Raw genomic sequence first — 25,128 nt, forward strand, 5'->3', positions numbered from 1 at the left:
AACTACGCCGAAGGTCATAGGTACCAATGCTCTTATCGCACTTGTGCTTGTTATGCTTCGAGTACGCACGGTCACCTCAGACACTTACTGACGTGGTATCATGATATAGTGTGGACTTGGCTACCCAACCATAGGCTGAGGTTAGCAGTGTACCACTGTTTTCCTTCGGTTCCTTGCACTCGTGTTTGATGTAGTCGGAGATGACGGTCATCACCTCGATAGTGTTCAGATACGCCGATTCCATGCGAAGGCGAATGATCTCAACCACTCATCAGCAATTTCTGCTTTGGTGTTACGAAAGCAGTTCGAAAATGATATAGTTCGTTGCTGAAATCGAGGCTGTGTCGAGAGCAAGCGTCTTGAAGCGGTGTTGCTCCATTGATGGGAAACACGGCGTCATCGACATCGTGTTTTTCACGTAGTTCAGCGAAGAATGTGTGAGCGAAGACGTTTGTTCTCACTGGTTTAAGCTTTGTATAGAGCAAATCGCTTGTCTCAGGATCGACGGTCTCGAGTTCGGTCAGCAGATGGGGCCGGCAGTTCGTTCGCTCTTCGGGAGTGGGTTCGCGATTGCTCGTCGGGTCGGTCGGGTCCACTGGAACGCATTTCACCGCGTTCGTGTAGTAGGCGTCGTCACCGTAGCCGATGTCGGCGACCAGCCGACGAATGCGCCGTCCGGAGTGGCGCGAGGTGTAGGCCTTGCCGGTCCAGTTCCCGCCCCGCCAGCGATCGGCGTCGGGGGTGCCGCGGCCAGGTGCCTCGCCGACGACCACGATGCTGGTGTCGAGGTCGCCGGTTCCCCACGAAATGCACTCCCGGGAGTCGGCAAGGGCTGAGCAACGGGTACATCCGGGCTCGAGGACGTTGCGACTGGTCGGATAGGTTGGGTCGTCGGTGCCTGCGGAGTCGGGGTCGGTATCGGGAGCTGACGCGGGCACGGTCGGAGATACGCTTCCAGCGGTTTAGCCCGGTCGATCCGAACATGTGAACAACGGTATCTTGTCACATTCGAGGGGACAAGTTTACGTTGGACGGGCGGCTAACGGTGTGCTAATGACATCGATCGGCCCGGAACTACTCGCGGAATCACTCCAATTGGTCCTCTACGCTCTCATCGGGGGCGTGTTGACGGTCGGCGGCGTCCTCGTCGAACAGGCGAGCGTCCAGCACTACGGGTCCGGCGAGGCGATGATCGCGCTGTGGCTGGCCGCGCTCGGCGGCGTTATGCTCTATGCCGGCGCGTACGGACTGGGCTACCAGAAGGTACTCTCGCAGTACGTCTGAGCGCCGCAGGACTGGCTCGGTTTTCGAACTCTTATAGATGCTCGCCGTACCGTTCGCACACCGAACGCACAGCCGTCGTGCGACGGGTGCGCTCGGCTGTCAGCGGTTCCGATAGCCCTTACCAGCGACCGGTGGCAACCATGCGGTGACCCGCAATATCGATTCCTCTTTACTGTCGGAGGCGATTAGGTGGGGTATGAGCAGGTTCGGCGAGGTCGACGACCAGTACGACCCACACGAACTCGAGCAGCGGGTCTTCGAGTACTGGGACGACGTCGATGCCTACGAGCAGACGGTCGAGCACCGATCGGACGGCGAGTCCTTCTTCTTCGTCGACGGTCCGCCGTACACGTCGGGGTCGGCGCACATGGGGACGACATGGAACAAATCGCTGAAGGACGTTTACCTCCGCTTTTTGCGAATGCAGGGGTACGACGTCACCGATCGGCCGGGCTACGACATGCACGGGCTCCCGATCGAAACCCGTGTCGAGGAACGGCTGGGATTCGAAAATAAACAGGACATCGAGGAGTTCGGCGAGGAGAACTTCATCCAGGAGTGCAAGGACTACGCCGACGAGCAACTCGAGGGGCTTCAGGAGGACTTCCAGGACTTCGGCGTCTGGATGGACTGGGACGACCCCTACCGGACGGTCGAACCCGAGTACATGGAAGCTGCCTGGTGGGGGTTCTCGAAGGCGGCCGACCGCGGACTCGTCGAGAAGGGCCACCGCTCGATCTCGCAGTGTCCCCGGTGTGAGACCGCGATCGCGAACAACGAGGTCGAGTACGAGGACGTCGAGGACCCCTCGATCTACGTCAAATTCGATCTCGAGGATCGGGACGGGAAACTCGTCGTCTGGACGACGACCCCGTGGACGGTCCCGGCGAACACCTTCGTCGCCGTCGACGAGGACGGTGACTACGTCGGCGTCCGGGCCGAGAGGGACGGCGAGGAGGAACTGCTGTACGTCGCCGAAGCGAAACACGAGGCGGTCCTGCGCGAGGGCCGCTACGATGACTACGAGGTCGTCGCGGAACACTCCGGCGAGGACCTGATCGGCTGGTCCTACGAGCACCCGCTCGCCGAGGAGGTGCCCGATCACGTCGACGCCGAGGGGACGTTCGAGGTCTACGCGGCCGACTACGTCGATACCGACGGCGACGGCACCGGACTCGTCCACTCCGCGCCCGGCCACGGTGAAGTGGACTTCGAGCGCGGCCGCGAACTCGGATTCCCGATCTTCTGTCCGGTCGGCGGCGACGGCGTCTACACCGAAGAGGCCGGCAAGTACGCGGGCCAGTTCGTCAAAGACGCCGATCCGGAGATCACGGCCGACCTCGAGGACAACGGCGCGTTGCTCGCCTCGGGGACGGTCCAGCACAGTTACGGTCACTGCTGGCGCTGTGACACGGGCATCCTCCAGATCGTCACCGACCAGTGGTTCATCACGATCACCGACGTCAAAGACGACCTCCTCGCGAACATCGAAGACAGCGAGTGGCACCCCGAGTGGGCGCGGGACAACCGCTTCCGTGATTTCGTCGAGGAGGCACCCGACTGGAACGTCTCCCGGCAGCGCTACTGGGGCATTCCGCTCCCGATCTGGACGCCCGAAGACCGGGACGACGACGAAGAGCGGCTCGTCATCAGCGACCGCGAGGAACTCGCGGACCGCGTCGATCAGGACATCGACCCGGACGCCGTCGACCTCCACAAGGACACGGTCGACGATCTGACGATCACCGAAGACGGGACCACCTACACGCGCGTTCCGGACGTGTTCGACGTCTGGCTCGACTCCTCGGTCGCGTCGTGGGGCACCCTGAACTACCCCTCGGACGACAGCCGGTTCGACGACCTCTGGCCCGCCGACTTCATCCTCGAGGCTCACGACCAGACGCGGGGCTGGTTCTGGTCCCAGTTGGGGATGGGGACCGCGGCGCTCGGCGAGAGCCCGTATCAGGAGGTTCTGATGCACGGCCACGCGCTCATGCCCGACGGCCGCGCGATGAGCAAATCCAAGGACATCCTGATCGACCCCCACGAGGCGATCGATCGCCACGGCCGGGACGTCATGCGGCTGTTCCTCCTCTCGAACAACCCGCAGGGCGAGGACATGCGCTTCGACTGGGACGGGATGCAGACGATGGAGAACCACCTCCGGACGCTCTGGAACGTCTTCCGGTTCCCGCTGCCGTACATGCGGTTGGACGAGTTCGACCCCACGGCGACGACGCTCGAGGAGGTCGACGCGGACCTCGAACTGATCGACGAGTGGGTCCTCGCCCGCTTGCAGTCCACGAAGGCCGAGATGACCGCGGCCTTCGAGGACCGCCGGCAGGATCGGGCGCTCGAGGCGCTGATCGAGTTCGTCGTCGAGGACGTCTCGCGGTTCTACGTGCAGGCGGTCCGCGAGCGCATGTGGGCCGAGGAGGACAGCGGCTCGAAGACGGCCGCCTATGCGACGATCTATCGGGTCCTCCGGGAGGGCGTCGCCCTGCTTGCACCGTACGCGCCGTTCATCAGCGAGCAGATCTACGGCACGCTCACCGGCGACGACGGGTTCGATACCGTCCACATGGAGGACTGGCCCGCCGTCGACGAGTACTGGGAGGACGAGCAACTCGAGACAGACGTCGCGCTCCTGCGCGCGATCGAGGAGGCCGGCGCGAACGCCCGTCAGCAGGCCGGCCGCAAGCTTCGCTGGCCCGTTCCGCGCGTCGTCGTGGCCGCCGACGATCAGCGGGTCGTCGACGCCGTTTCCCGCCACACCGAACTGCTCGAGGACCGGCTCAACGCCCGCGAGATCGAACTCGTCTCGCCGGACGACCGCTGGGAGGAGCTGCAGTACAGCGCCGAGGCCGACATGAGCGAACTCGGTCCGGCGTTCGGCGACCGCGCCGGCCAGGTCATGACCGCGCTCAACGAGGCCCGCATCGACGAGCCGAGCCTCGACGCGATCGAGGACGCCGTTTCGGATGTCCTCGAGGAGAGCGCGGAGCCACGCTCCGCGGAAGACGCGAGCGGCGATGAGCCGCGAGCGCGACAGGAGATCACCGACGAGATGGTTTCCTTCGTGACCCAGACGCCGGACAGCGTCGCCGGCACCGCGTTTAGCACCGACGGCGACGACCGGGGCGTCGCCTACGTCGACGCCTCGCTGACCGACGACATCGAGAGCGAGGGCTACGCCCGCGAGGTCATCCGCCGCGTCCAGGAGATGCGCAAGGACCTCGAACTCGATGTCGAAGAGCGGATCGCACTCGAGTTCGCGATCGACGACGATCGGATCGCCGATCTCGTCGACGAACGGGAGAGTCTGATCCGCGAGGAGGTTCGTGCCGACGAACGCCGGCCCGTCGAGGACGGCCACCGGAAGGAGTGGGATGTCGAGGACGTGTCGATGGAGATCGCGATCGAGCCGCTGGCGGCGGCGGAAGCATCGGACTAGAGAGCCGCTGTCCGTCACCGCACACCCGTTCACGCGACGGCTGTGCGATCAGTGTGTCGATCGTTGCAGTTGGTATTATCGCGTCCCCCGAACGTCGCGAGAGCTGCAGCGGATGCGCACCCCTCGAACCTGAGCGGGGAACGGAGTGACCGTGAGCGGTGAGGCGGTTGTTTTCTGGCCGGAGTTGTGCGTAACCGGTCCCGACAGAAGGGAGTCACCCGAACGTGACAGTGACGCTGCCACAAACGTCTTGATCGCTGACTCACCAGAATCGAGTAGTGAACTCCCGTGTCGTCGGTCTCGCGGTCGTCGTCTTGCTCGTCGGAAGCCTGCCGGCCGGCGTCGGTGCCGGGGAGCCGTCCCGACCGGTCGACTCGCCGTCGGCAGCCAGCGTCGATATCGGACCCGCCGACGAGCCGCCCGCTTCGGTTGGGACGAGTGCCGGGTCGACGGCGAGCAGCGATACCGATAACGTCCTTTCCCGGACGACCGTCCTCCGCCACCGGCAGGACGACCCCGACACCTTCGAGGTGGAGACGACGGTTCACGTCCCCGAGGCCGTGACGGCACTCGAGATCGAACTCGAACCGGGCGCGACCGTCGAGGAGACTGCAGGACTCGAGCGGACGGACGAGCGGACGTTCGAGTGGGCCGGAGACGCCGCCGAGGCGACGATCCGGTACGCGATGCCGGCCGAGCGGCGGGGGAGCCAACAGCAGGGGGACGGCTCCGGAGAGGGGTACACGTTCGTCGATACCGGCGACTGGGGCGTGGTAGCGGTTCCGGACGTGTCGCTTTTCTACCGGCGAACCGCGCCCGTCGGACTCGAGCGGACGGTCCGGGTCGACGGCCCGGGCGCGACCGGCGGTGATATCGCTTTCTTCGGCCCGGTAACGGTCCACGAGCGACCCGTCGACGGCGGGACGATCAGGCTGGCCGTCCCCGACGCTGCGACGCTCGAAGAGTCGCCGGACGCGGTACTGACCGCACTCGCGGACGCACGCGACCGCCTCACCGTCGGCGCACGGAGCGACGACGTATTCATGGTCGCGGTACCGAACGAGACCGACTGGGGCTCGAAGCGCGGGCTCCAGTACGGCGAGTCGGACGCGTGGGTCGTCGACAACGCCACGCTCGACGAGCGGAACCCGGTCTGGCTCCACGAATACGTCCACATCCGGCAGGATTTCGCCGACGGGACCGAGGTCGACCCCGCGGTGGCGTGGGTTTCCGAGGGGCAGGCAGACTACTACGCCGGTCTGCTCGCCCTCGAGAGCGGCGCGACCGACTTCGGCGAGTTCCGATCGCTCCTCGAGCGCGGCGAGCGCGAGCCGTACGCCGGTGGCGTCCTCGCCGACCGGTCCACGTGGGACCACCCGGAGACCCACTACGCGAAGGGCACACTCGTCTACGGTGAGATCGACCGCCGGCTGCGGCTCGCGACGGAGGGTGATCGGACGCTTGCGGACGTGTTCCGGTCGCTGAACGCCCAGGAGGAACCCGTGACCGAGGCGGCGTTCATGGACGCGCTCGAGGACGAAGGCGGACCGGCGGTCCGTACGGTCGCGGAGCGATACACGCGGACGGCGGAGACGCCCGAGATGTGGACCCGACGCGAACACGAGGCCGCCTTCGGCCGGTCGGCCGCGGTCTTCGAGCACGGACTGGGGTCCGGGCCGATCGACGTAGCCGATCGAGAGTGGCCGCGCTGGTCGGCGTCGGCAACCGGCGGTACCGACGGCGACGACCGCACGCTCATCGCGGTGCCGGCCGGCGAATCCGTGACGGTTCCGAGCGCGGCCGCCAACGTCGGCGAGCACGAGGGGACCTACGACGCGACGCTACAGGTCGACGGCCGCGTCGTCGATCACCGCCGGGGGACGCTCGCGCCCGGCGAGGATGCGACCCACGCCCTCTCGTGGACGCCGTCCGAACCAGGTGAATACGATATCCGCGTCGGCTCGGGGCGGCTGACGGCGGTCGTCCGGTCGTCCTCGAGCGTGACCGTGAGGGAGCTGCAGGTCTCGCCCGACCGCATCGAACCCGGCGAGTCGGTGACGGCGACTGCGACGGTCGCGGCCGCCGGCGATCGGCCGGCCGCGGCTAGCCTCGCGTTCCGGACGGCCGACGGCGTCGCCGCGGAACGCGCGGTGGCGCTCCGGCCCGGCGAGACGACGACGGTCGACGCCACGCTCTGGTTCGACGAGGACGGTCAGTACGAGGTCGCCGTTGGCGATCGAACGATGACGGTCGATGTCGGCGGCGACGCGTCGACACCAATGAGCGAGGAACTGCCCGGTTTCGGCGTGTCGGCGGCGCTGATAGCGATCGCACTCGTATTTGTCGGGGCGGGTCGTCGGCGCAGCTAATCGAGTCCGTCCCGCTCCGGTCGCCGTGACACCTGCCCGAACCGGCGTTCGAGAACTCCTGACCGACCGATCGCGTTCCGACGGTGGCGGCGAACGACCCCCTCGCGATCACTCGAGGTCGACGCGGAACCGACAGGCGTCGGCTCCGTCGTCGACGCAGTCGGTTTTCGTGACGGTCGCGTCCGCGTCGAACGCGGCGACCACGCCCTCGAGAATGCCGTGGGCGAGCGCGCAGTATCGCTGGTCGCGGTGGGTGTCGTAGCTGACGATGGCGTGATCGGCCTCGGACGTACAGGAGAGTTCGGGAAGCGACGTGTCATCCGTGGCGGCCTCGATGTCGTTGTAGACGTCCTCGAGCCCGGCGAGCAGGTCGGGCAGCTCCCAGTCTCGGTTGATGTGGGCGCTGAACGTCGAGAGCAGTTTCGGGGCGAGCGTCGTCCCGAAGTCGCGCTCGATCGCCCGACGGTCCTGTGTCGCCATCGTCGAGAGCGTCTCGAGGATAGCGTCGATTTCCCCGTCGTCGTAGTGAGAAACGGGGAGGTAGAGCTTCGGCTCGAAGCCGGACTGCTCGACGATCGTATCCCAGGTACCGTCGTCGGTCCGTTCGACGACGTACTCCTTGAGGGTCTTGTGGACGATTCCGTGCATCTGAGAGTTCCGGTCGTTCTCCGTGACGGCTCGTGTGGCCGAGCCGCTCTCGTGCCACGCGCTAACAACTAGACCCGCGTCTGGGGGCTACTTAATCGTTTACTTACAGGTGTGCCCCGAGCGTCGGTGCGACGGAGACGGTGTCGACGCCTCGCTCGATGGTATCGGTGCCGTATATCGCTTCGACGCCGGCTCGCGAGAGCTTCGTGACGGCGTTACGAGCCAGCAGGGGATGAACGCAGGTGACGAAGACTCGGCCGACGTCTCGCTTTTTAAGGACGGCAACGGCTTCGCTCATCGTCGACCCCGTCGCGATGATGTCGTCGACGACGACGACGTCGCGGCCGGCGACCTCGACATCGCTCGGCGAGATGTCGACTTCGGTTCCGGATCGGCGGGTCTTCTCGAAGTAGTCGGTCTCGCCCGCGCCGTAGGTATCCCGAACCGTTTCGGCGAGTTCGATAGCGCCCGCGTCGGGAGAAAGGAAAATCGGCTCCGCGAGGTCCTCGGGCAGGGGGGCGGCCAGTCGCCCGGCCGCGTCGACCGCCGTCGCCGTCGGCTCGAAGAAGTCACAGACCGCCCGCTCGTGAGGGTTGACGGTCAGTACCCGGTCCGTTCCGGTCGAAATCGCACGAGCGACTGCCCGCGCGGAGACGGGATGGCCCGGCTCGAAGGCCGCATCCTGCCGGCCGTAGCCCATGTAGGGCAGAACGGTGACGACCTCCTCGACGCCGGCCTCGCGGACGGCGTCCTGGAGTTGGAGCACCTCGAGATGGGCGTCGCTCGAGACGGTCGAGGCGACGATTACCGCCCGCTCCGGCTCGGCCTCGGCGACGCCGGGGACGGCGGCGAGCAGTTCACCGTCGGGAAAGCGGTCGTACTCGACGGCGGCGAGCGGTTCCTCGAGGTCGCGTGCGAGCGCCGCGGCCAGAGATTGCGACGCGGATCCGCTGATGATCATAATCGGTGGGACAGCCCGGGGGCTAAACCAGTTTTCGTTCTCGATCGGCCCGTATTCGATCGGCAGACTCGGTGCAGCGCTCGACCGGTCCGCAATACCGAGGAACCGACAGCCGGTGCTCACCGTTTCGGGTGACCTTCCGCCGCGAAAACGCCCTTCGTAGCTTCACCTTGTGACGAGACGTACTTAAACCGCCCACGCGGGTTCGGGATGTATCGCCCCCGATCGGTGGCTCACCGCGGCGGATCGATCACGCCGTGGCGTCGTCGACGGCCGCGTCGCCATCGCCACACGGGCCGCCGTCGGTGTCGCTCAGGATCTTCAGCCCGCCGTCGCGATCGACCAGTGCGAAGACGTTGACACAGCTCGAGTCGCCCAACTCTGCCGGGGTGACCTGGGTGGGTTCGCCCCCGTCCAGTCGGAACAGTACCCGGAAATCACCGGGTTCGGACGGCCAGTTTCGCTCGAGTTCCGCCCCGCTGTCGCCGGTCAGTTCGTGTGTCGACCAGTGTTCCGGTCCGTCGCCGAACTCGACGATCGCGTCGATGGTGTGCGTCTCGTCGTCCAAGTTCTCGAGCGAAATCGTCCCGAGGAGAGTCCCGTCGGTCCCGCTATCGGGGTCCGACGCCGCCGCGTCGCGGTCCGAGTTCCCGTCCTCGTTCCCGTCCCCGTCCCCATCACTGCCCATACAGCCGGCGACTGCGCCGGTAAGCGCGGTGCCGGTTGCGGCCAAGAGCCGCCGCCGTGGGTATCCCATCATGTATCCACCGAGAGTAATTCGGTGTAGTTAAATATACGTCAGACAGCGGCCGCGTTCACGGACTCAGCGCTCCGTCCCTCGCGGCGGGACGGCGATTCCTGTAACATCTGTGATACCGAGCAATCGTGTCCGCCACTCCCCTCCGCTCGCCGAGAGAAACGTCCCGTCGGCCGTGACGGCGTAGACCGTGTCACCGTACCCGAATCCGACGATAGCGTCGTTCGAACGCTCGCTTTGCGCCCACTCGCCGTCGATCGGATACTCGTAGCACGCATCGTCCGCAACCGCGTGTGCGCGCTCGAGTCGCCCGGGTTCCGAGCGCGGGTCCGCCGCGACGGTCTCGAACGACCCTCCGAGGAGTTCCAGCCAGCCGTTCCCGAGTTTATAGAGCCCGTCGACGGTTGCGGCGAGCGGGACACCGGCGGCCGAAACGTCGCGGACGGCCGTCAACCCCGCGTGCTCGAGCCTGCCTCCGTGGACGCGGGAGACGCCGTCATCGGTGCCGACGAGGTCGTCATCGATCGCCCGCACCGTGGCACCGCTCCCGTTCTCGAGCGTGGTCCACTCGTCGGTCCCGGCCGCTCGCCGCGCGATGCGGCCGTCCGGATCGGCGGCGATCAGATCGCGGTCGTCGTAGCCAACGGCGACTGCCGGGCCGAATCCCGTTCCGACGAACGTCTCGTCGCCGGTACCGTTCCCGCCCTCGAGCGTGCGGACGCGAACGTCGTCGTCGGTCGCGATGGCGACGCCGTCACCGATTGCCGCAACGTCTCGAGCGTGACAGCGCTCACAAAGTCCGAATTCGCCGACGGTATCGCCGGCGACGCGAACGCGGACGACGCCCATCTCGCTCGTGACGTAGGCCGTACTCGCGCCCTTGCGGTCGCCGTAGACGCGTTTTTCCTCGATCGAGTCCATACGAATCCGTGGCGGCGACGGGCCGAAAACGTTCCGTCACGGACGGCCACCGTCGGTCGGTTTGCGGAATCCCTTTCAGGAGTCCGGTCGGACTAGGGCGTGATGCAAGTCTTCGGATCGAGCGGGACACGAGGCGTCGCCAACGAGGAGCTGACGCCCGCGTTCGTCTTGCGCGTCGCGAAAGCGGCGGGGACAACCTGGGGAGACGGGCACGGTGGGGACCGAGTTGCTATCGCCCGCGACACTCGCCATACCGGGCGGATGCTGGCCGACGCGGCCGCGAGCGGGATGGCGAGTACCGGTACCGATGTCGACCGCCTCGGAATCGTCCCGACGCCAGGTGCACAGGCCTACGCCGAACGGGAGGGCGTCCCAGTACTGGTCATCACGGCCTCGCACAATCCGCCACCGTATAACGGCGTCAAACTCGTCGGCGACGACGGCGTGGAGCTCTCGACTGCCGACCTCGAGTCCATCGAGGAGACGCTGCTCGCCGAATCGTTCACCGTCGCCCCCTGGGACGAGACCGGCTGCGTTCGCGAGGTTGACGGCGTGACGCAGGCGTACGTCGACGAACTGCTTGCAGCCGCCGATCGGGACCGGATCGCCGACGCCGACCTCACCGTCGCGCTCGATCCGGGTCACGGCGCGGGATCGCTGACCAGCCCCGAGTTCTTCCGAGCGCTGGGCTGTCGAGTGGTCACGGTCAACGCCCAACCCGACGGCCACTTCCCGGGTCGGGACCCCGAGCCGGTCCCCGACAACCTCACCGACCTCGGCCGACTCGTCCGCGCGACCGACGCCGACATCGGCATCGCTCACGACGGCGACGCCGACCGCGCCATCTTCTTCGACGAAACCGGCTCGTACGTCGAGGGTGACGCCACGCTCGCCGCGCTCGCGGCTGCCGAACTCGAGGCCGGCGACACCACCGTCTCGGCGGTCAACGTCTCTCAGCGGCTCGTCGACGTCGTCACCGAGGTCGGGGCCGAACTCGAGTTGACCCCGATCGGCTCGACGAACATCATCACCCGGATCGAGGAACTCGAGGAGAACGGCGAGCGGGTGCCAGTCGCGGGGGAGGGCAACGGCGGGATCTTCTTCCCCGATTACCGGCTCTCGCGAGACGGGGCCTTCACGGCCGCGCGTTTCCTCGAGTTGGTCGCCGAGCGCCCCGTCAGCGAGATCGTCGCGCCCTACGGCGGCTACGTCAACGTCCGCCACAACGTCGAGTACGAATCGACGGCCGAACGCGACGCGATGCTCGACGCGGCGGCCAATCAGGCCCAGGCCGCCGACGCGGACCTCAACACGCGCGACGGCTACCGGCTGGATTACGGCGACGCGTGGGTGCTCGCCCGCCCCTCCGGAACCGAACCGCTCGTCCGGATCTACGCCGAAGCCCGCGACGGCGACCGCGCCGAGGAACTCGCCGGCGACATGTACGATGCACTGGCCGCCGCGAAGGCTGACATCTGAATCCTTCGACTGCCACCCACCTATTCACGGAACGATCGTCACGGGAAGTTCCGCGCGCCGCGTGACGGCCTCCGCGACGCTGCCGAGCAACACTCGCGAGACGCCGGTTTTCCCCTCGCTGCCCATGACGATCGCGTCGACATCCGCTTCGGTCACGTACTCGAGGATCGCGTCCGCGACCCCGCTGCCCTCGATGACGGTCATCTCGAGGGTGCCGTCGTACGCGGCGGCGGTGTCCCGGACGTCGGCGAAGAACGCGGGCTCGTCATCCCCCGCGACGCCGCCACCGTAGTCCGTCTCGAGGTCGTCGACCGCGTGGACGACCGTCACTCGATCGGCCGGCACCCACTCGAGGGCGTGCTCGAGTGCCGCTTGCGCCGGCTCGGAGTCGTCCATCGGGACGAGGACGTGTCTGGGCATACGCGACTATTCGGGGAGTAGCGGCTAAAATCCGGGGTCGAGAGTCCGGACCGTCGGAGTCGCGGACTCAGACCGGGTCCTCGATCTCGAGGGCGTCCTCGAGTCGCTCCCGTTCGGTTCGCAGGGCCTCGAGTTTGTCCGCGACGCGGCCGTCGCTCAGGCGCTCGCGTTCGGCGGGCGTGAGTTGTGCAACCGCCTGTGCGGCGGTCTGCAGGCGATCGTAGTCGGGACCGGTCGCGAGCAGGCGGACCTCGCGCAGTGCCGCGACGGTGTCTTCGTCGGCGATTCGGGTGACGAAGGGGCGATACTCCCGCGCCCGGCAGCGAAGCGCGCCGGCCGGCTCCGGCGGCCAGTCGATCGTCAGCGGTTCGGCGTCGATTCCGTCGAGGTACGTCTGCTGTGTGGCGACGTTTCGCTTGAGTTCGTCCGCGCTGTTGACGTAGTGTGAGAGCTTCGATCGGGAGTAACTCGCATAGTCAAGCAGTTCCGGGAGCGTACACTCGCCGGCCGGGTTGTCGCGGACGTATTCCGCCAGATCGGCGGGCGGTTGCTCGTAATCCACGAACGGATACCACCGGCTCCGCTCGAGCAGGGCGAACACCTCGCGCGCACTGGCCGCGAGCCGATACTCCCGAAAGGCCTCGCGGACCGCCTCGTTGTACCGCTCGATCGGCTCCCGGAGCCGCTCGACCGGAGCATCGAGGTCCGCGTTCGCCAACTCGAGCAGCCGTTCGTGCTCGTCGATTTCGTCGTCAAGTCCCCGTAGACGTTTGGCAGCCGTTTTTCGGGCCTCCGCTACCTCCTCGCGGGCGGCCTCGCGTTCTTCTAACAGGTCGGCGTACTCGGCGGCCGGCTCGAGACAGTCGTGGGCGCGCTCGAAGTCGGACTCGCTGAGCCGGCGCTTGTCGATCGCCTCGAGGGCGTCCTCGAAGACCTCGTACTCGGGGAGGTCCTCGGCGAGGCCGGAGACGAGCCCGTCGAACTTGCCCTCGAGTTCGATGTAGGCCTGAAAGTTCTCCTTGCCGGTCCCGGTCGCGCGGTCGACGTAGTCCTCGAGGAGCGTCGTCGCGTTGCGGTAGGCCGCTGTCACTGCCTCGACGGTCTCCTCGCCGTGGTCTTCGATCCGTTCGTCTGCCGTCGCGAATCGCTTTCGGGCGGTTTCGAGCGATTCGAGGGGCGTCGGCTCGCCGTCGGTACGCCGGTCGGGAGCGCTCGAGCCGGCGTCGGCGGGAGGGGCGCGTTCGCTCATTTCACTCGTAGACCGCGTCGGGGTCAAACACTTGCTCGCCGACGTTCTCGCCCTCGATCGTCCGGTAGAAACACGACCGGTGGCCGGTGTGACACGCACCGCCCTCTTGGTCGACCAGATAGAGGAGCGTATCGGCATCACAGTCCACGCGGACCTCCTCGACCGCTTGGACGTGGCCACTCGTCGCGCCTTTCTCCCAGAGCTCGTCGCGGCTCCGGGAGTAGTAGTGCGCTCGGCCGGTTTCGCGCGTCCGCTCGAGGGCCTCCGGCGAGACGTATGCCAGCATCAGTACCTCGCCGGTCTCGGCGTCCTGTGCGACGGCGGGGACGAGCCCGTCCTCGCCGAAGTCGACCGAAACGTCGTCGTCCATACTCGTGATATCGGTCGGCCGAGCGATAGGTCTTTTGCCGCGGGTGACCCGCACGTAGCGCTTTCGAAAATCACGGGTCCGAAAACGGGGGCGTGGTGCTAGCGGCCGGTCCAACTCCAGCGGCCGAGGACGAACGGTACGGCCGTGTACACCGGGAAGCCGATCGCTACGGCGATCGTTGTGGCGGTCGCCATCGACGCCGCGACCAGACCCGACACCACCATGAGTCCGACCGCGAGCAGCAGTCGGCCGACGACGAAGCGGTCGATAATCCGATCCCTTCTCGAATCCCCTCTCTCGTCTCTGCGGCGTCCTCGAGGCTGCTCTTCGTCGGTGTATCGGCCCTGATCCTGCGGCTTGACGGGATCTCTCACCGGACCGTGACGAAAAATATCGCTGCGTCGGTCGGTTCGGTCCTCGAGACCGATCAGGCCTGCCCGTTCAGCGTGATGTCGCTGACGCCGATGACCCGGTCGTCGGACTCGAGTTCCGCCTTGGCCGCGTCGGGAACCTCGCTGTCGACGTTGTAGACGGTCAGGGCCTCGCCGCCGATGGTCTCGCGGGCGTTGAACATACCGGCGATGTTGACGTCGTGGGAGCCCATGACGGACCCGATGAGGCCGATGACGCCGGGTTCGTCGGTGTTACGCGTGACGACCATCCGCCCGTGGGGGATCGCGTCGACGCGGTAGCCGTCGATGCGGACGATCCGCGGATCGTCGCCGGCAAAGAGGGTCCCGTCGACCGAGACCTCGTCGTCGTCGTTGCTGACGGTCACGGAGACCAGGCTCTGGAAGTCCTCGGCCTGGCGGGTCTTGGATTCGGTGACGTCGACGCCCCGATCCTCCGCGATCTGGGGCGCGTTGACCGCGTTGACCTGCCACTCGAGGGGTTGGAAGACGCCCTTGAGTGCGCTCGCAGTGACGAACTCGATGTCCTCATCGGCGATATCGCCTTCGTAGACGACTTCGATGTCTTCGATGCGGCCCTCGAGCAGTTGGGCGGCGACCTTGCCGGCGGTTTCGGCGAGGTCGATGTAGGGCTCGACGCGGGGGAACGCGCTCTCGTCGATCGAGGGGGCGTTCAGCGCGTTCGCGACGGGCTCCCCGACCAGTGCGGCGTTGACCTGGGCCGCCGTCGAGGTGGCGACGTTCTCCTGGGCGGCCTCCGTCGACGCGCCCAGATGGGGCGTCACGATGATCTCGTCGTGCTCGAGCAGCGGCGAATCGGCCGCCAGGGGCTCTTCGGCGAAGACGTCGATCGCCGCGCCGGCGAGGGTGCCGTCCTCGACCTTGGCAGCGAGGGCGTCCTCGTCGACGACGCCGCCGCGGGCGCAGTTGACCAGGTAGCCGTCGCCCAGCAGGTCGAGTTCGTCCTCGCCGATCAGCCCCTCCGTTTCGGGGGTCAGCGGGGTGTGGACGGTCACGAAGTCGGCGGCCTCGAGACACGGCTCGAACTCGACGAGTTCGGCACCGATACGCTCGGCGCGCTCCTCGCTGATGTAGGGATCGTAGGCGACGACGTCCATACCGAGCGAGTCGAGTTTCTTGGCGACCTCCTGGCCGACGCGACCGAGGCCGACAACGCCCAGCGTCTTGCCGTTGAGTTCGGTCCCGAGGTAGTCGCTTTTCGCCCACTCGCCGTTCTGCAGGCGGATGTGGGCCTGGGGGATCGAGCGGGCGGTCGCGAACGTCATCGCGACGGTGTGTTCGGCGGCCGCGCGAACGTTCCCTTCGGGCGCGTTGGCGACGATAACACCGTGGTCCTTCGCAGCGTCGATATCGATGTTATCGACACCGATCCCGGCGCGGCCGACGATCACGAGGTCCTCGGCGGCCTCGAGGACCGCCGCGGTGACCTCGGTCCCGGAGCGAACGATCAGTCCGTTCGCATCGGATACCGCCTCGAGGAGGTCGTCGCCCTCGAGTTCGTAACCCGTCTCGACTTCGTGGCCGGCCTCTCTGAGTACGTCCAGACCCGCGTCCGCGATCGGATCCGTGACGAGAACCTTCATGCGCGAGACAACCGCGCGGAGCACGTAAACCCTTCCGTTGTGGTCGAGGGCGGCAAAAAATACCGCTGTCCGGCACACTCACACTTCGCGACAGCGGCCGGTCCCATAGCCCGTATCGGCGCACGGGGCGACCGATCCGATGTGGAACTCCCACGACGCAGGAATTGTGGGCCATATCTATATGTCGAACGCGTGTATTGTCCCGTATGTACGATCGAGTCCTGCTGCCGACCGACGCTGCGGAGGGGACGGAACTAGCGACTGAACACGCCATCGCCCTCGCCGAGCACACCGGTGCGGAGCTCCACCTACTGTACGTCGTCGACAGCGATGTCTACAACACGTACAGCGGCGACGAATACGTCCACGAGTTCGAAAGTCTCGAGGCCGCCCTCGAGCACGTCGGCGAGGAGGCCCTCGAGTCGGCGGCCGACGCGGCCCGGGAGGCGGGACTCGAGCCGACGACGGTCGTCAGACACGGCCGACCCCACGAACAGATCCTCACGTACGCCGACGAGGCTGCCGTCGATCTGCTCGTTATGGGATCGAAGGAACGCTCGGGCGAGTACCGCCAACTGCTCGGGAGCGTCACCGATCGCGTCGCACGGCTGGCTAGCCGACCGGTGACGATCGTCAAGACGCCGGTCGAGGACGACGACTGAAGTCGGCCGGGCCGTTCGATTCGCAGGGTTGCTCACGGGGGCTGCGCTCGCGGAAGGCACACGGTCACGCAGCTTCCGGAACCGTCGGCTCGAGGTTCGTAATCCAGATAGCCACCGTAGTCGTCGACGATCAGGCTGGCGAGCCAGAGCCCGAGCCCGTTGCCGTGTCTGACCTGCGTGATCTGTTCGTCGTTGAAAATCCCCGTCCGCTCGGACACGGGAATCCCGGGACCGGTATCGAAGACGCGAACGCCGACCGTATCGGCGTCGACGGTGACGACGCTGATCTCCACCGTCGGATCGGAGCCCTCGGCGTGGACGATCGCGTTGTGGATCACTTCCTCGAGGACGGTGTTCAGGCGGGAATCGGCGGCGACCGCGGCATCGACGGAGTCGACGACCGTGATCGAACTCGCGGGATACTGCGTCCGGAGATCCGCGACGACCGTCTCGAGGATGTCCCGGACGTCGATCGCCGTCCGGCCGCCGTCCTCGTCGAGGGTGGCATCGGCGAGCTGTTTCGCCGTTTCGGTCGTGTCGATCAGCGCGCTCGACGTGTCCACGATCTCGGCCGCGTACTCGCGGTGGGTCTCGTTTTCGACCGCCGACTGGAGGGTTTCTGCGAAGCCGTTGATGATGTTGAGGTCGTTTCGAAGGTTGTGTCGGAGCAGTCGATGGAGGACCCGAAGGTGTCGTTCGCGTAGTTTGAGGGCGGTGATGTCCCTCCCTTCGGAAACGAGCAGCTGTATCTCCCCGTTCCGATCGGTGATCGGGCGGATCGAGAAGTCGATGATCGCGGTTCGGTCGGCCCCCTGGATTCGGAGTTCGTCCCGGAACAGTTCCCCCTGTCTGGCGCGTTCGACTCCTTCGAGCGCCGTGTCGCGCGCGGCGTCGCGCAACTGAAACCACTCCGTCTCCCAGACCGGTTCGCCGACGACGTCGTCGAGTTCGAGGTCGACGAAAGACAGCGCCGTCTCGTTTACTTCGAGGATCGTCCCGTCGGGCTCGAGAAGCCCGGTAAACTGGTAGGTATTGTTGAAGACGGCCTCGAAGCGGCGCTGTCGCGCCTTCCGATCGGAGATGTCGCGGAACAGCCCCGTAAACAGGCGCTGTCCCTCGTGTGTGTGTTCCCGAAGGCTCACCAAGACGGGCACCTCGTGGCCGTCCTCGTGGACCGCGGGGAGTTCGATCCCGTCCCAATCGATGTTCCGCTCGCCCGTCCGGAGGTACGTCTCGAGCCCGGCAGCGTAGGCCGACTGGAGTCGATCGGGGATCAGCGTCGTCTTCGAGGAGCCGATCAGCGCCGCGGGACTGTAGCCGAGGATGTCCTCGATCGCGGGATTCGCGAACACGATCGTGCTCTCCTCGTCGATCGTCAGCAGCCCCTCGGACGTGTTTGCCACTAACTGCTGGAAGAAATCGCTGTCGTCGAACGAACAAAGCGGGGACTCGAGGGACTCGCTTGCGGTCGGTCGTTCGCCCGCCCGGTCGTCGCTGGCCACGCGACGGTAACGTACCGGGCGAGTTATATAAACACCGGAGATAGAGGTCGGCCGTATCGCCCGACGGCGCGGATGTCGGCAGTGCTGTACGCGACCCCGAGTCGGATCGGTCGGACGGTTACTCGTCGCCCGCCGGTCGCAGTCGCGGCAGAGCGGCGACACCGGCACCGAGTAGCGCGAAGGTGAGGACCGTTCCGCCGACGGTGACGATCAGCGAGAGGTCCGTCGCGGCAGTGATCGCACCCTCCTCCATCCCTTCGGTCCCCGTCCCGGGCGTCCACTGGGCGAGTACTGCGAGTCCGACGGCCAGAACGACGTAACTCACGAGGAACGCGCCGACCGCGACTCCGGCCTCCCGGCGCGTCTCGAGGGCAACGTATCGGACGAGGAAGTAGCCGGCGGCGAGCAGGACCACTGCCGGAATCAGCGCCGAGACGGACGGGACGAGGCCGACGGGATACATTCCGATCCCGTCGATCGGTTCGCCGCCCTGTTGAATCGCCGCGCCGTGGTTTGCCAGCGTCGTGAGTCCCGCGATGACCCAGTTACTCGGGCCGGAGTCGCCCTGTCCGTACGAACCCGTTGCGGCGTACGCCGTGATCAACTGGTAGAACGCGGCGAACACGATCACGAACGCGCTCACGCCCGCGACGGACCCGGCCTTCCAGGGGGCGACCGCGATACGTCGATCGCCGGCGTCGGGCGCGGGTCGCTCGTCAGCGTCCGCGTCATCGTCGCTCTCAGGAGGTGTCGTGTCGTCCTCGAGACGCGGTCCTTTGTCGTACTCGAAGCGTCGATTCTGCGACATGTGGGCGGCAACGGAGCCGGCGTCATAATACGTTTCGGTCGCTCGATACGTGGAACCAGTGCGCCGCGGCGGCTGGAAACCTGAACTGGTTTATCCGGGGGCCGACAACCGGGCCACCATGACAGTCGTCGCTTTCGACTTCGACGGGACGCTTTCCGACTCCGAGATGACCGTGTTGCTCGGCGACCGCCGCAGTGTCGCCGAAGACATGGCCGACATCACCGACCGTGCGATGAACGACGAGATCGGCTATGCCGAGAGTCTCCGCAGGCGCGCGGCCCTGCTCGAGGGGCTCCCAGAGGCCGAGGCCGACGCCGCCTTCGACGAGGTCGTCCTCCGCGAGGGTGCTGCCGATCTCATCGAGGAACTGAACGACGCGGGCGTTACGACCGCGATTCTCACGGGCGGATTCGAACGCGGCGTCGCGGCCGCCTTGGAGCGCGAGGGGGTCTCCGTCGATCACATCGTCTCGAACCGGCTCCCGATGCAGGCGGGCGAACTCACGGGCGCGGTCGACGGGCCGCTGATCGAGGGCACCAAAGACGACGCGCTCGCGGACCTCGCCGACGATGTCGGCGTCGACCTTGCGGACACCGTCGCGGTCGGCGACGGGGCCAACGACCTGCCGATGCTCGAGGTCGCCGGTCTCGCGATCGGCTTCGAACCCAAGCCGGCGGTCGAACCCCACTGCGATGTCGTCGTCACGTCGATGGCCGAGGCCCGAGAGACGCTCGTCGAAGACGGCGTGCTCGCCGACCGCTGATTCCACCGGTACTACTGACTTATCGAGCGTAACCAGCTGTTGTGTGCTCGTGCTCGCACTCGATCCGCGACTGAGCGGCGCGAAGCGCCGCTGACCGCTGGGTCGGTCGGACGGTCATCGATCCGTGAATATCCGCTCTAAGTTCCGATTTCTCGACCGAGAAGGTTTTAACTCGTACTCGAGTAAGTGCTTTTGATGATGTGGCAGGACTTCGTCTTCATGCTCGGAAGCGGCCTCTCGATCGTCTTTCTCGCGCCGACGTTGCGTGACCCGAACGCACGGGTCCCTCTCGGCACGAGTCTCCCCTCGATGGGGATCGGGTTCGTCTACAGTCTGACCTTCTTTACGCTGGGAATGACCTTCTCGGCGACCGGCGCGTTCGCCGCCGGCTCGATGTGGTCGTTGATCGCCCTGTTCCGGTCCCCACAGGGAGTCTCGATGAACCTGTTCGCCCGGGAGAACCTCGCGCTGTTCGTCTCCGACCTTCGCTACTGGCTCGCGCGCCGCCGGTCCGATCGGTCGCTCGCCGACCAGTACGTCTCCTTTGACCGCGGTGCCGGCCACGGGACCCCCCGATAACGTCCGCTCCGGTCTCTCGAGTCGCGGATAGCCACCGCCGACACGATCACACAGCCGTTCGAGACCCGTCCCGCCGTCAGCCCGTCATTCGGAAAAGAGACTCGTGTGAACCGGCGCGAACTCGGTTTGCTCGTCGGACTCCGGCACCGTATCCGTGATCGCCCGCCCGGCGAGTCCCTCCTCGAGCAAGTTCGACAGCGGCGGGCCGACTTTTTCGGGTTCGACGAGGAAGGCGTCGTGGCCGTGGTCGGATTCGACCACGTGGTGTGCGATGTCGACGGCGGCCTCGCGACAGGCCCCCGCCAGCGATTCGGCCTGGTCGACGGTGAAGTGCCAGTCCCCGGTAAACGAGAGGAGCAGGAGTTCGCCCTCGAACGCCGCCAGCGCGTCGGCGTCGGATTCGTAGCCGGCTGCCAGATCGAAGTCGTCCATCGCGCGTGTCAGGTAGAGGTAGCTGTTGGCGTCGAACCGATCGGTGAACTTGTCGGCCTGATAGTCCAGATAGGACTCGACCTCGCGATACGGGAAGAAGGCCGCGGCGGGGTCCGGCGGCTCCTCGCGGACCGCTTCCCGGCCCGCCGATCGGCGACCGAACTTCCGGCCCATCGAGGCCTTCGAGAGGTACATGATGTGTCCGATCTGGCGCGCTCGAGCCAGCCCCTCCTCGGGTCCGGGTCCGCCGTAGTAGTGGCCGCCGTTCCAGTTAGGGTCGCCCGTGATCGCCCGCCGGGCAACGGTATCGAGCGCGAGACACTGGGCGTCGAGGCGGGCGGCGGTCGCGACCGCACCGGCACGTTCGACATCGTCGGGGAACCGGCGCAACCAGTCGAGGACGTTCATCCCGCCGACGCTGCCGCCGATGACGGCGTGGAGCCGGCCGACGCCGAGTGCGTCCAGCAGCCGCCGCTGGGCGCGGGTCCAGTCGCCGACCGTGACCGGCGGGTAGTCGGTCCCGTAGGGTTCGCCCGTCTCGGGGTTCTCGCTCGCCGGGCCGGTCGTCCCATAACACGACCCCGGGACGTTCGCACAGATGACGTAGTACTCCGTCGTATCGATCGCTTTCCCGGGGCCGACGACATCGCCCCACCAGGCGCGAGCCTGGCCGGCGGTTTCGCCCCCCGAATCGGGCCGGCGAGCGACGTGGGCGCTGCCGGTCAGCGCGTGACAGACCAAGACCGCGTTGTCGCCGGTAAAGTCGCCGTAGGTCTCGTACGCGATCTCGAAGTTCGGAACCGACTCCCCCGAGAGGAACTCGAACGTCCCGATGCTGGCCGTCTCCTTCGTTGTCACGCTGTCTCACCCGCCGCCCGCGTCGCCGCCGCGATCGCTCCCTCGAGATCCGCCAGGATATCCTCGGGGTCCTCGATCCCGACGGACATCCGAATCAGATCGGCCGTGACGCCCGCCTCCTCGCGTTCCGCGGGCGTCAGCTGGCCGTGGGTTGTACTGGCGGGATGGATCACCAGCGTCTTGGCGTCCCCGATGTTCGCGAGGAACGAGGCCAACTCGACGTTCTCGCAGAAGGCCTTGCCCGCCTCGAAGCCGTCCTCCAGCCCGAACGCGACCATGCCACCGAAATCCGACAGGTAGCGGGTGGCGTTGTCGTGGGTTGGATGCTCCTCGAGTCCGGGGTACGTGACCCAGTCGACGTCCTCGTGGTCGTCGAGGTACGCCGCGACGATGGCCGCGTTCTCGCAGTGTTTCTCGACGCGAAGCGGCATGGACTCGAGTCCCTGTAACGTTTGCCAGGCGTCGAACGGTGACTGCTGGTTGCCCAGACTGCGCAGCGAGCGGAACCTGGCCGCGGCGGCGACGGGAGCGTCCGGGAAGTCCCGCGAGAAGTCGACATCGTGGTAGGCGTGGTTCCGGCCCGCGATCTCGTCGTAGCCGTGGTCGCCCCAGGGAAAGGAGCCGCCGTCGACCAGCACGCCGCCGACGGTCGTGCCGGAGCCGTGGAGCCACTTGGTCGTCGACTCCCAGACGATGTCAGCCCCGTGCTCGAGCGGGCGACAGAGCGCCGGCGTCGCGAACGTGTTGTCCACGACGAGGGGAACCCCGTGCTCGTGAGCGATCTCGGCAAGACGTTCGAAGTCGGGCGTCACCAGCGACGGGTTGCCGATCGTCTCGACGTGGACGAAGGCAGTGTCCTCGTCGATGGCCGCCTCGTACTCGTCGTACTCGAGGGTGGGGACGAATTTCGGCTCGATGTCCCGCCGGGTCGCGGTCTTCGAGAAGTAGGCCGTCGTCCCGCCGTAGGTGTCGGTCGAACAGACCACGTTGTCGCCCGCCTCGGCGAGAATCAGGACGGCTGAGTCGAGCGCGGCCATGCCGCTGCCGGTCGCGACCGCGCCCGCGCCGCCCTCGAGGGCGGCGAGGCGCTCCTCGAGCGTGGTGACGGTCGGGTTGGCGATCCGCGAGTAGATGTAGCCGTCGTCCTCGAGGGCGTACCGGGCGGCGGCGGTGTCGGCGTCGCCGAAGACGTAAGAGGTCGTCTGGTGGATCGGCGGTGCCATCGCACCGGTTTCCGGGTCCGGTGACTGACCTGCATGGACGCTCCGCGTGCCGAGGCCGCGCTCGTCGGTGGCGGCTTCGTCGTCCCTCGAACGACACCGTTCCGCGCTGCCGTCCTCCGGCGGTGTCGCCGACGTTTCGGTCTCGCCGCCGGCGTCGTGCCCGTCGCTCGCGTCGTCGCTCATGTTTAACATGCATACTTCTATAGATATATATGCGTCGTAGTAACGGCAAAAAGCGCAGGCTAGAGAGTGTCACGCCTGATCGATGGCGCGCTCGAGCCCGAACCGGCCGACGGTCCGCTCAACGACGGCGACGACGACGAGGACGACCGAACGCGTATCGATTCCGACCGTATTGCCGTGCATGATACTGCCCGAATCGGTTCGGTCCGAGACGAACGACTTGATAGTTCCCGAGCGCAAAGAGCCGGTCGTGCACTCGAGTGACCGCGACCGGGTCGTGCTCGCCGCCCTGGTCTTTGCGGTATTGTTCTCGCAAGTGCTGCTCTATCCCGGCGTCGCGACGCTCGTCGAGACGCTGGGTGCCGACGCGACGGCGTCGGCGTTCGCGGCGACCCCGCTAGACGCGAGCATGTGGTTTCTGGTCGCCGAGTTCGCCGCCTACGTTTCGTTCGTCGGCGTCTGGGGCGTCGTGAGCGATGCGACCGGTCGACGCACGCCGTTTATCGTCGCCGGTTCGATCGCCGGCGCGCTCGGGTATGCCGCCCTCGCCGCCGTCCCGATCGTCGGCTCGATCCCCTTCGAGGGGTGCTCCTCCTGCGAATCGTTCAGGGCGCGATGACCATCGGCGCGTTCTCCCTGACGATGACCATGCTGATGGACTTGGAGGGCGGCCACGGCCGGAACATGGGTGCGGCGGGGATCGCCATCGGGCTCGGGGCCGCTCTCGGCGCTCCGGTCGGCGGCCAGCTCACGGCGGTCGATCCAGTCGCGCCATTGCTCGTCGCCGCCGGTCTCCTGGTCTGTGTCGGCGGCCTCGTCTCGCTCGTCGACGATCGCGCCCCCGACGAGCACCGGACCGCTCGAGCCCTCGTCGAGGGTATCCGCCACCGGCCGACGCTGTCGATCCCGTACGCCTTCGGCTTCGTCGACCGGCTTACCGCGGGGTTTTTCGCGCTCGTGGGCACCCTCTACTTTCAGGAAACGTTCGGCCTCGGCGCGGGAACGACCGGCCTCCTGCTGGCGTGCTTTTTCGCACCTTTTGCCATCCTGCAGTATCCGATGGGAGCCCTCTCGGATCGGATCGGTCGGACGGTGCCGATCGTCGTGGGCTCGGTGTGTTACGGCGGCGGTATCCTCCTCGTCGGGGCTTCGCCCTCGGTCCCGACCGCGGCGATCGCGATGGCAGGGGTCGGCGTCCTCGGGGCGCTCGTCGCCCCCGCGACGATGGCGCTGGTCACCGACCTCGCCGACGAGAGCGAGCGCGGCGTCGCCATGGCCGGGTTCAACCTGGCCGGCAGCCTCGGCTTCCTCGGCGGCTTTCTCATCGGCGGCACCGTCGCCGGCAGCTACGGCTACGATCTGGCCTTCCTCGTCGTCGGCGGCCTCGAGATCGCGATCGCCGTCGTCACCGTGCCCGTATTCTTGCGGCTCTCGCTCGAGCCTCCCGACCGGTTTCGGTCGGGCGACCGCGAAAACGCCTGATCGCGGACCCGTTCGAGCTCGTCTAATCGTTCTATGTTGTGCTATGTAGTCACATAACGTTGTATGGGAAGAAGGTATCAATTTTTATGTGCTCAGGCCCAAACCCCGATGATGGCACGAGATAACCCGGTTTCGCGGCGGACAGCGCTGAAGCTTACTGGTGCGGCTGCATCGACGGCGCTCGTCGCCGGTTGTAGCAGCGACGGTAACGGTGACGGCAACGGTGACGGCAACGGCGGCAGTGAGGGGCCGTACACGATCGAGTCCGGGAAAGAAATCAAACTCAAATCGAATGCTCAGTCCTGGGAAGGTATGGCGCCGTCCAAGATCGAAGGCGTGGAGAACCCCGACCTCAGCCTCACCGAAGGTGAGACCTACACGATCACCTGGGCGGAGAACGAGCAGGGCACACACAACCTCGCGATCTACGACGACAGCGAGTCGGCCGTCGCAGGACCGACTGAAAAGACCGATGACAGCGAACCCGGCCTGAGCGTCGAGTTCGAAGCATCGAGCGATACCGTCGAGTACGTTTGTCAGCCCCACTACCGAGTCGGGATGCACGGCAGCATCAAACTCGAATAACGGATTCTACGCCACGGTTCGGGCGGAACGGTCGACACTGTCTGACCGTTGCAGTTTCCGATCGCTTTCTGACGCTTTTTCTCGGTGGGCTCCGATAGCCACACAACAGTAATCACTACTGATAC

Annotated in this window: 21 protein-coding genes and 2 pseudogenes; 9 read left to right on the forward strand and 14 right to left on the reverse strand. The window is 66.4% G+C overall.

Annotation, left to right across the window (positions count from 1 at the left end; translation table 11 throughout):
- Positions 1-225: 225 nt before the first annotated feature.
- Positions 226-938, reverse strand: a pseudogene (locus tag C487_RS21465) (uracil-DNA glycosylase family protein).
- Positions 939-1,053: 115 nt separating this feature from the next.
- Between C487_RS21465 and C487_RS07335 the strand changes: the two are divergent.
- The 3 genes from C487_RS07335 (at position 1,054) to C487_RS07345 (ending at position 7,107) form a co-directional block, all read left to right on the forward strand.
- A complete protein-coding gene (locus C487_RS07335; RefSeq protein WP_006185080.1) occupies positions 1,054-1,284 on the forward strand; it encodes a hypothetical protein in 231 nt (76 codons plus the stop codon).
- Between the two features lie 196 nt (positions 1,285-1,480).
- A complete protein-coding gene (ileS, locus tag C487_RS07340; protein WP_006185081.1) occupies positions 1,481-4,738 on the forward strand; it encodes an isoleucine--tRNA ligase in 3,258 nt (1,085 codons plus the stop codon).
- Between the two features lie 278 nt (positions 4,739-5,016).
- A complete protein-coding gene (locus C487_RS07345) occupies positions 5,017-7,107 on the forward strand; it encodes a hypothetical protein (protein ID WP_006185082.1) in 2,091 nt (696 codons plus the stop codon).
- A gap of 108 nt (positions 7,108-7,215) precedes the next feature.
- Here the strand turns inward: C487_RS07345 and C487_RS07350 are convergent, their stop codons facing one another.
- The 4 genes from C487_RS07350 to C487_RS07365 form a co-directional block, all read right to left on the reverse strand.
- Positions 7,216-7,755: a heme NO-binding domain-containing protein gene (locus tag C487_RS07350; protein WP_006185083.1), complete on the reverse strand. Its 540-nt coding sequence runs from the start codon at positions 7,753-7,755 to the stop codon at positions 7,216-7,218.
- A gap of 103 nt (positions 7,756-7,858) precedes the next feature.
- Positions 7,859-8,716, reverse strand: coding sequence for a ribose-phosphate diphosphokinase (locus C487_RS07355; protein WP_006185084.1), 858 nt, complete (start codon positions 8,714-8,716; stop codon positions 7,859-7,861).
- Positions 8,717-8,966: 250 nt separating this feature from the next.
- Positions 8,967-9,476, reverse strand: a complete 510-nt coding sequence (locus tag C487_RS07360) for a hypothetical protein (RefSeq protein WP_006185085.1) — start codon at positions 9,474-9,476, stop codon at positions 8,967-8,969.
- A 63-nt stretch (positions 9,477-9,539) separates the two neighbouring features.
- Positions 9,540-10,394 carry an HVO_0234 family beta-propeller protein gene (locus C487_RS07365; RefSeq protein WP_006185086.1) on the reverse strand — a complete coding sequence of 285 codons (855 nt, stop codon included), beginning with the start codon at positions 10,392-10,394 and terminating at the stop codon, positions 9,540-9,542.
- Positions 10,395-10,496: 102 nt separating this feature from the next.
- Here C487_RS07365 and glmM point away from each other — a divergent pair, with 102 nt between their 5' ends.
- Positions 10,497-11,873, forward strand: a complete 1,377-nt coding sequence (glmM, locus tag C487_RS07370; protein ID WP_006185087.1) for a phosphoglucosamine mutase — start codon at positions 10,497-10,499, stop codon at positions 11,871-11,873.
- A 24-nt stretch (positions 11,874-11,897) separates the two neighbouring features.
- Here the strand turns inward: glmM and C487_RS07375 are convergent, their stop codons facing one another.
- From C487_RS07375 to serA, 5 genes are all read right to left on the reverse strand, one after another.
- A complete protein-coding gene (locus C487_RS07375; protein WP_006185088.1) occupies positions 11,898-12,293 on the reverse strand; it encodes a universal stress protein in 396 nt (131 codons plus the stop codon).
- A gap of 67 nt (positions 12,294-12,360) precedes the next feature.
- Positions 12,361-13,542: a DUF7118 family protein gene (locus C487_RS07380; RefSeq protein WP_006185089.1), complete on the reverse strand. Its 1,182-nt coding sequence runs from the start codon at positions 13,540-13,542 to the stop codon at positions 12,361-12,363.
- 1 nt (position 13,543) lies between these two features.
- Complete coding sequence (gene hisI / locus C487_RS07385) at positions 13,544-13,912, reverse strand: phosphoribosyl-AMP cyclohydrolase (RefSeq protein WP_006185090.1); 369 nt, start codon at positions 13,910-13,912, stop codon at positions 13,544-13,546.
- Between the two features lie 98 nt (positions 13,913-14,010).
- The gene (locus C487_RS07390) at positions 14,011-14,286 is read right to left on the reverse strand and encodes a hypothetical protein (protein WP_006185091.1); all 276 of its coding nucleotides are present in this window, start codon (positions 14,284-14,286) and stop codon (positions 14,011-14,013) included.
- A 53-nt stretch (positions 14,287-14,339) separates the two neighbouring features.
- The gene (gene serA, locus C487_RS07395) at positions 14,340-15,926 is read right to left on the reverse strand and encodes a phosphoglycerate dehydrogenase (protein WP_006185092.1); all 1,587 of its coding nucleotides are present in this window, start codon (positions 15,924-15,926) and stop codon (positions 14,340-14,342) included.
- Positions 15,927-16,132: 206 nt separating this feature from the next.
- On the opposite strand from serA, the gene C487_RS07400 reads away from it, so the two are divergent.
- Positions 16,133-16,588 carry a universal stress protein gene (locus C487_RS07400; protein WP_006185093.1) on the forward strand — a complete coding sequence of 152 codons (456 nt, stop codon included), beginning with the start codon at positions 16,133-16,135 and terminating at the stop codon, positions 16,586-16,588.
- A gap of 32 nt (positions 16,589-16,620) precedes the next feature.
- On the opposite strand, the gene C487_RS07405 is transcribed toward C487_RS07400, so the two are convergent.
- Positions 16,621-18,090, reverse strand: coding sequence for a sensor histidine kinase (locus C487_RS07405; protein ID WP_006185094.1), 1,470 nt, complete (start codon positions 18,088-18,090; stop codon positions 16,621-16,623).
- Between the two features lie 118 nt (positions 18,091-18,208).
- Entirely contained in the window at positions 18,209-18,898 is a 690-nt protein-coding gene (locus tag C487_RS07410) for a hypothetical protein (protein ID WP_006185095.1), read from the reverse strand.
- Positions 18,899-19,016: 118 nt separating this feature from the next.
- Here C487_RS07410 and serB point away from each other — a divergent pair, with 118 nt between their 5' ends.
- A complete protein-coding gene (gene serB / locus C487_RS07415; protein ID WP_006185096.1) occupies positions 19,017-19,661 on the forward strand; it encodes a phosphoserine phosphatase SerB in 645 nt (214 codons plus the stop codon).
- Between the two features lie 195 nt (positions 19,662-19,856).
- Positions 19,857-20,240, forward strand: coding sequence for a hypothetical protein (locus tag C487_RS07420; protein WP_049908004.1), 384 nt, complete (start codon positions 19,857-19,859; stop codon positions 20,238-20,240).
- 84 nt (positions 20,241-20,324) lie between these two features.
- On the opposite strand, the gene metX is transcribed toward C487_RS07420, so the two are convergent.
- Positions 20,325-21,530, reverse strand: a complete 1,206-nt coding sequence (gene metX, locus C487_RS07425) for a homoserine O-acetyltransferase MetX (RefSeq protein WP_006185098.1) — start codon at positions 21,528-21,530, stop codon at positions 20,325-20,327.
- Positions 21,527-22,936, reverse strand: coding sequence for an O-acetylhomoserine aminocarboxypropyltransferase/cysteine synthase family protein (locus C487_RS07430; protein WP_006185099.1), 1,410 nt, complete (start codon positions 22,934-22,936; stop codon positions 21,527-21,529). The genes metX and C487_RS07430 overlap by 4 nt, the downstream gene beginning before the upstream one ends.
- A gap of 250 nt (positions 22,937-23,186) precedes the next feature.
- Here C487_RS07430 and C487_RS07435 point away from each other — a divergent pair.
- A pseudogene (locus tag C487_RS07435) lies at positions 23,187-24,418 on the forward strand (MFS transporter).
- A 111-nt stretch (positions 24,419-24,529) separates the two neighbouring features.
- Positions 24,530-25,003 carry a plastocyanin/azurin family copper-binding protein gene (locus C487_RS07440; protein ID WP_006185100.1) on the forward strand — a complete coding sequence of 158 codons (474 nt, stop codon included), beginning with the start codon at positions 24,530-24,532 and terminating at the stop codon, positions 25,001-25,003.
- Positions 25,004-25,128: the final 125 nt, after the last annotated feature.

Origin of the sequence: Natrinema pallidum DSM 3751, from assembly GCF_000337615.1 — an archaeon.
Lineage (GTDB): Archaea > Halobacteriota > Halobacteria > Halobacteriales > Natrialbaceae > Natrinema > Natrinema pallidum.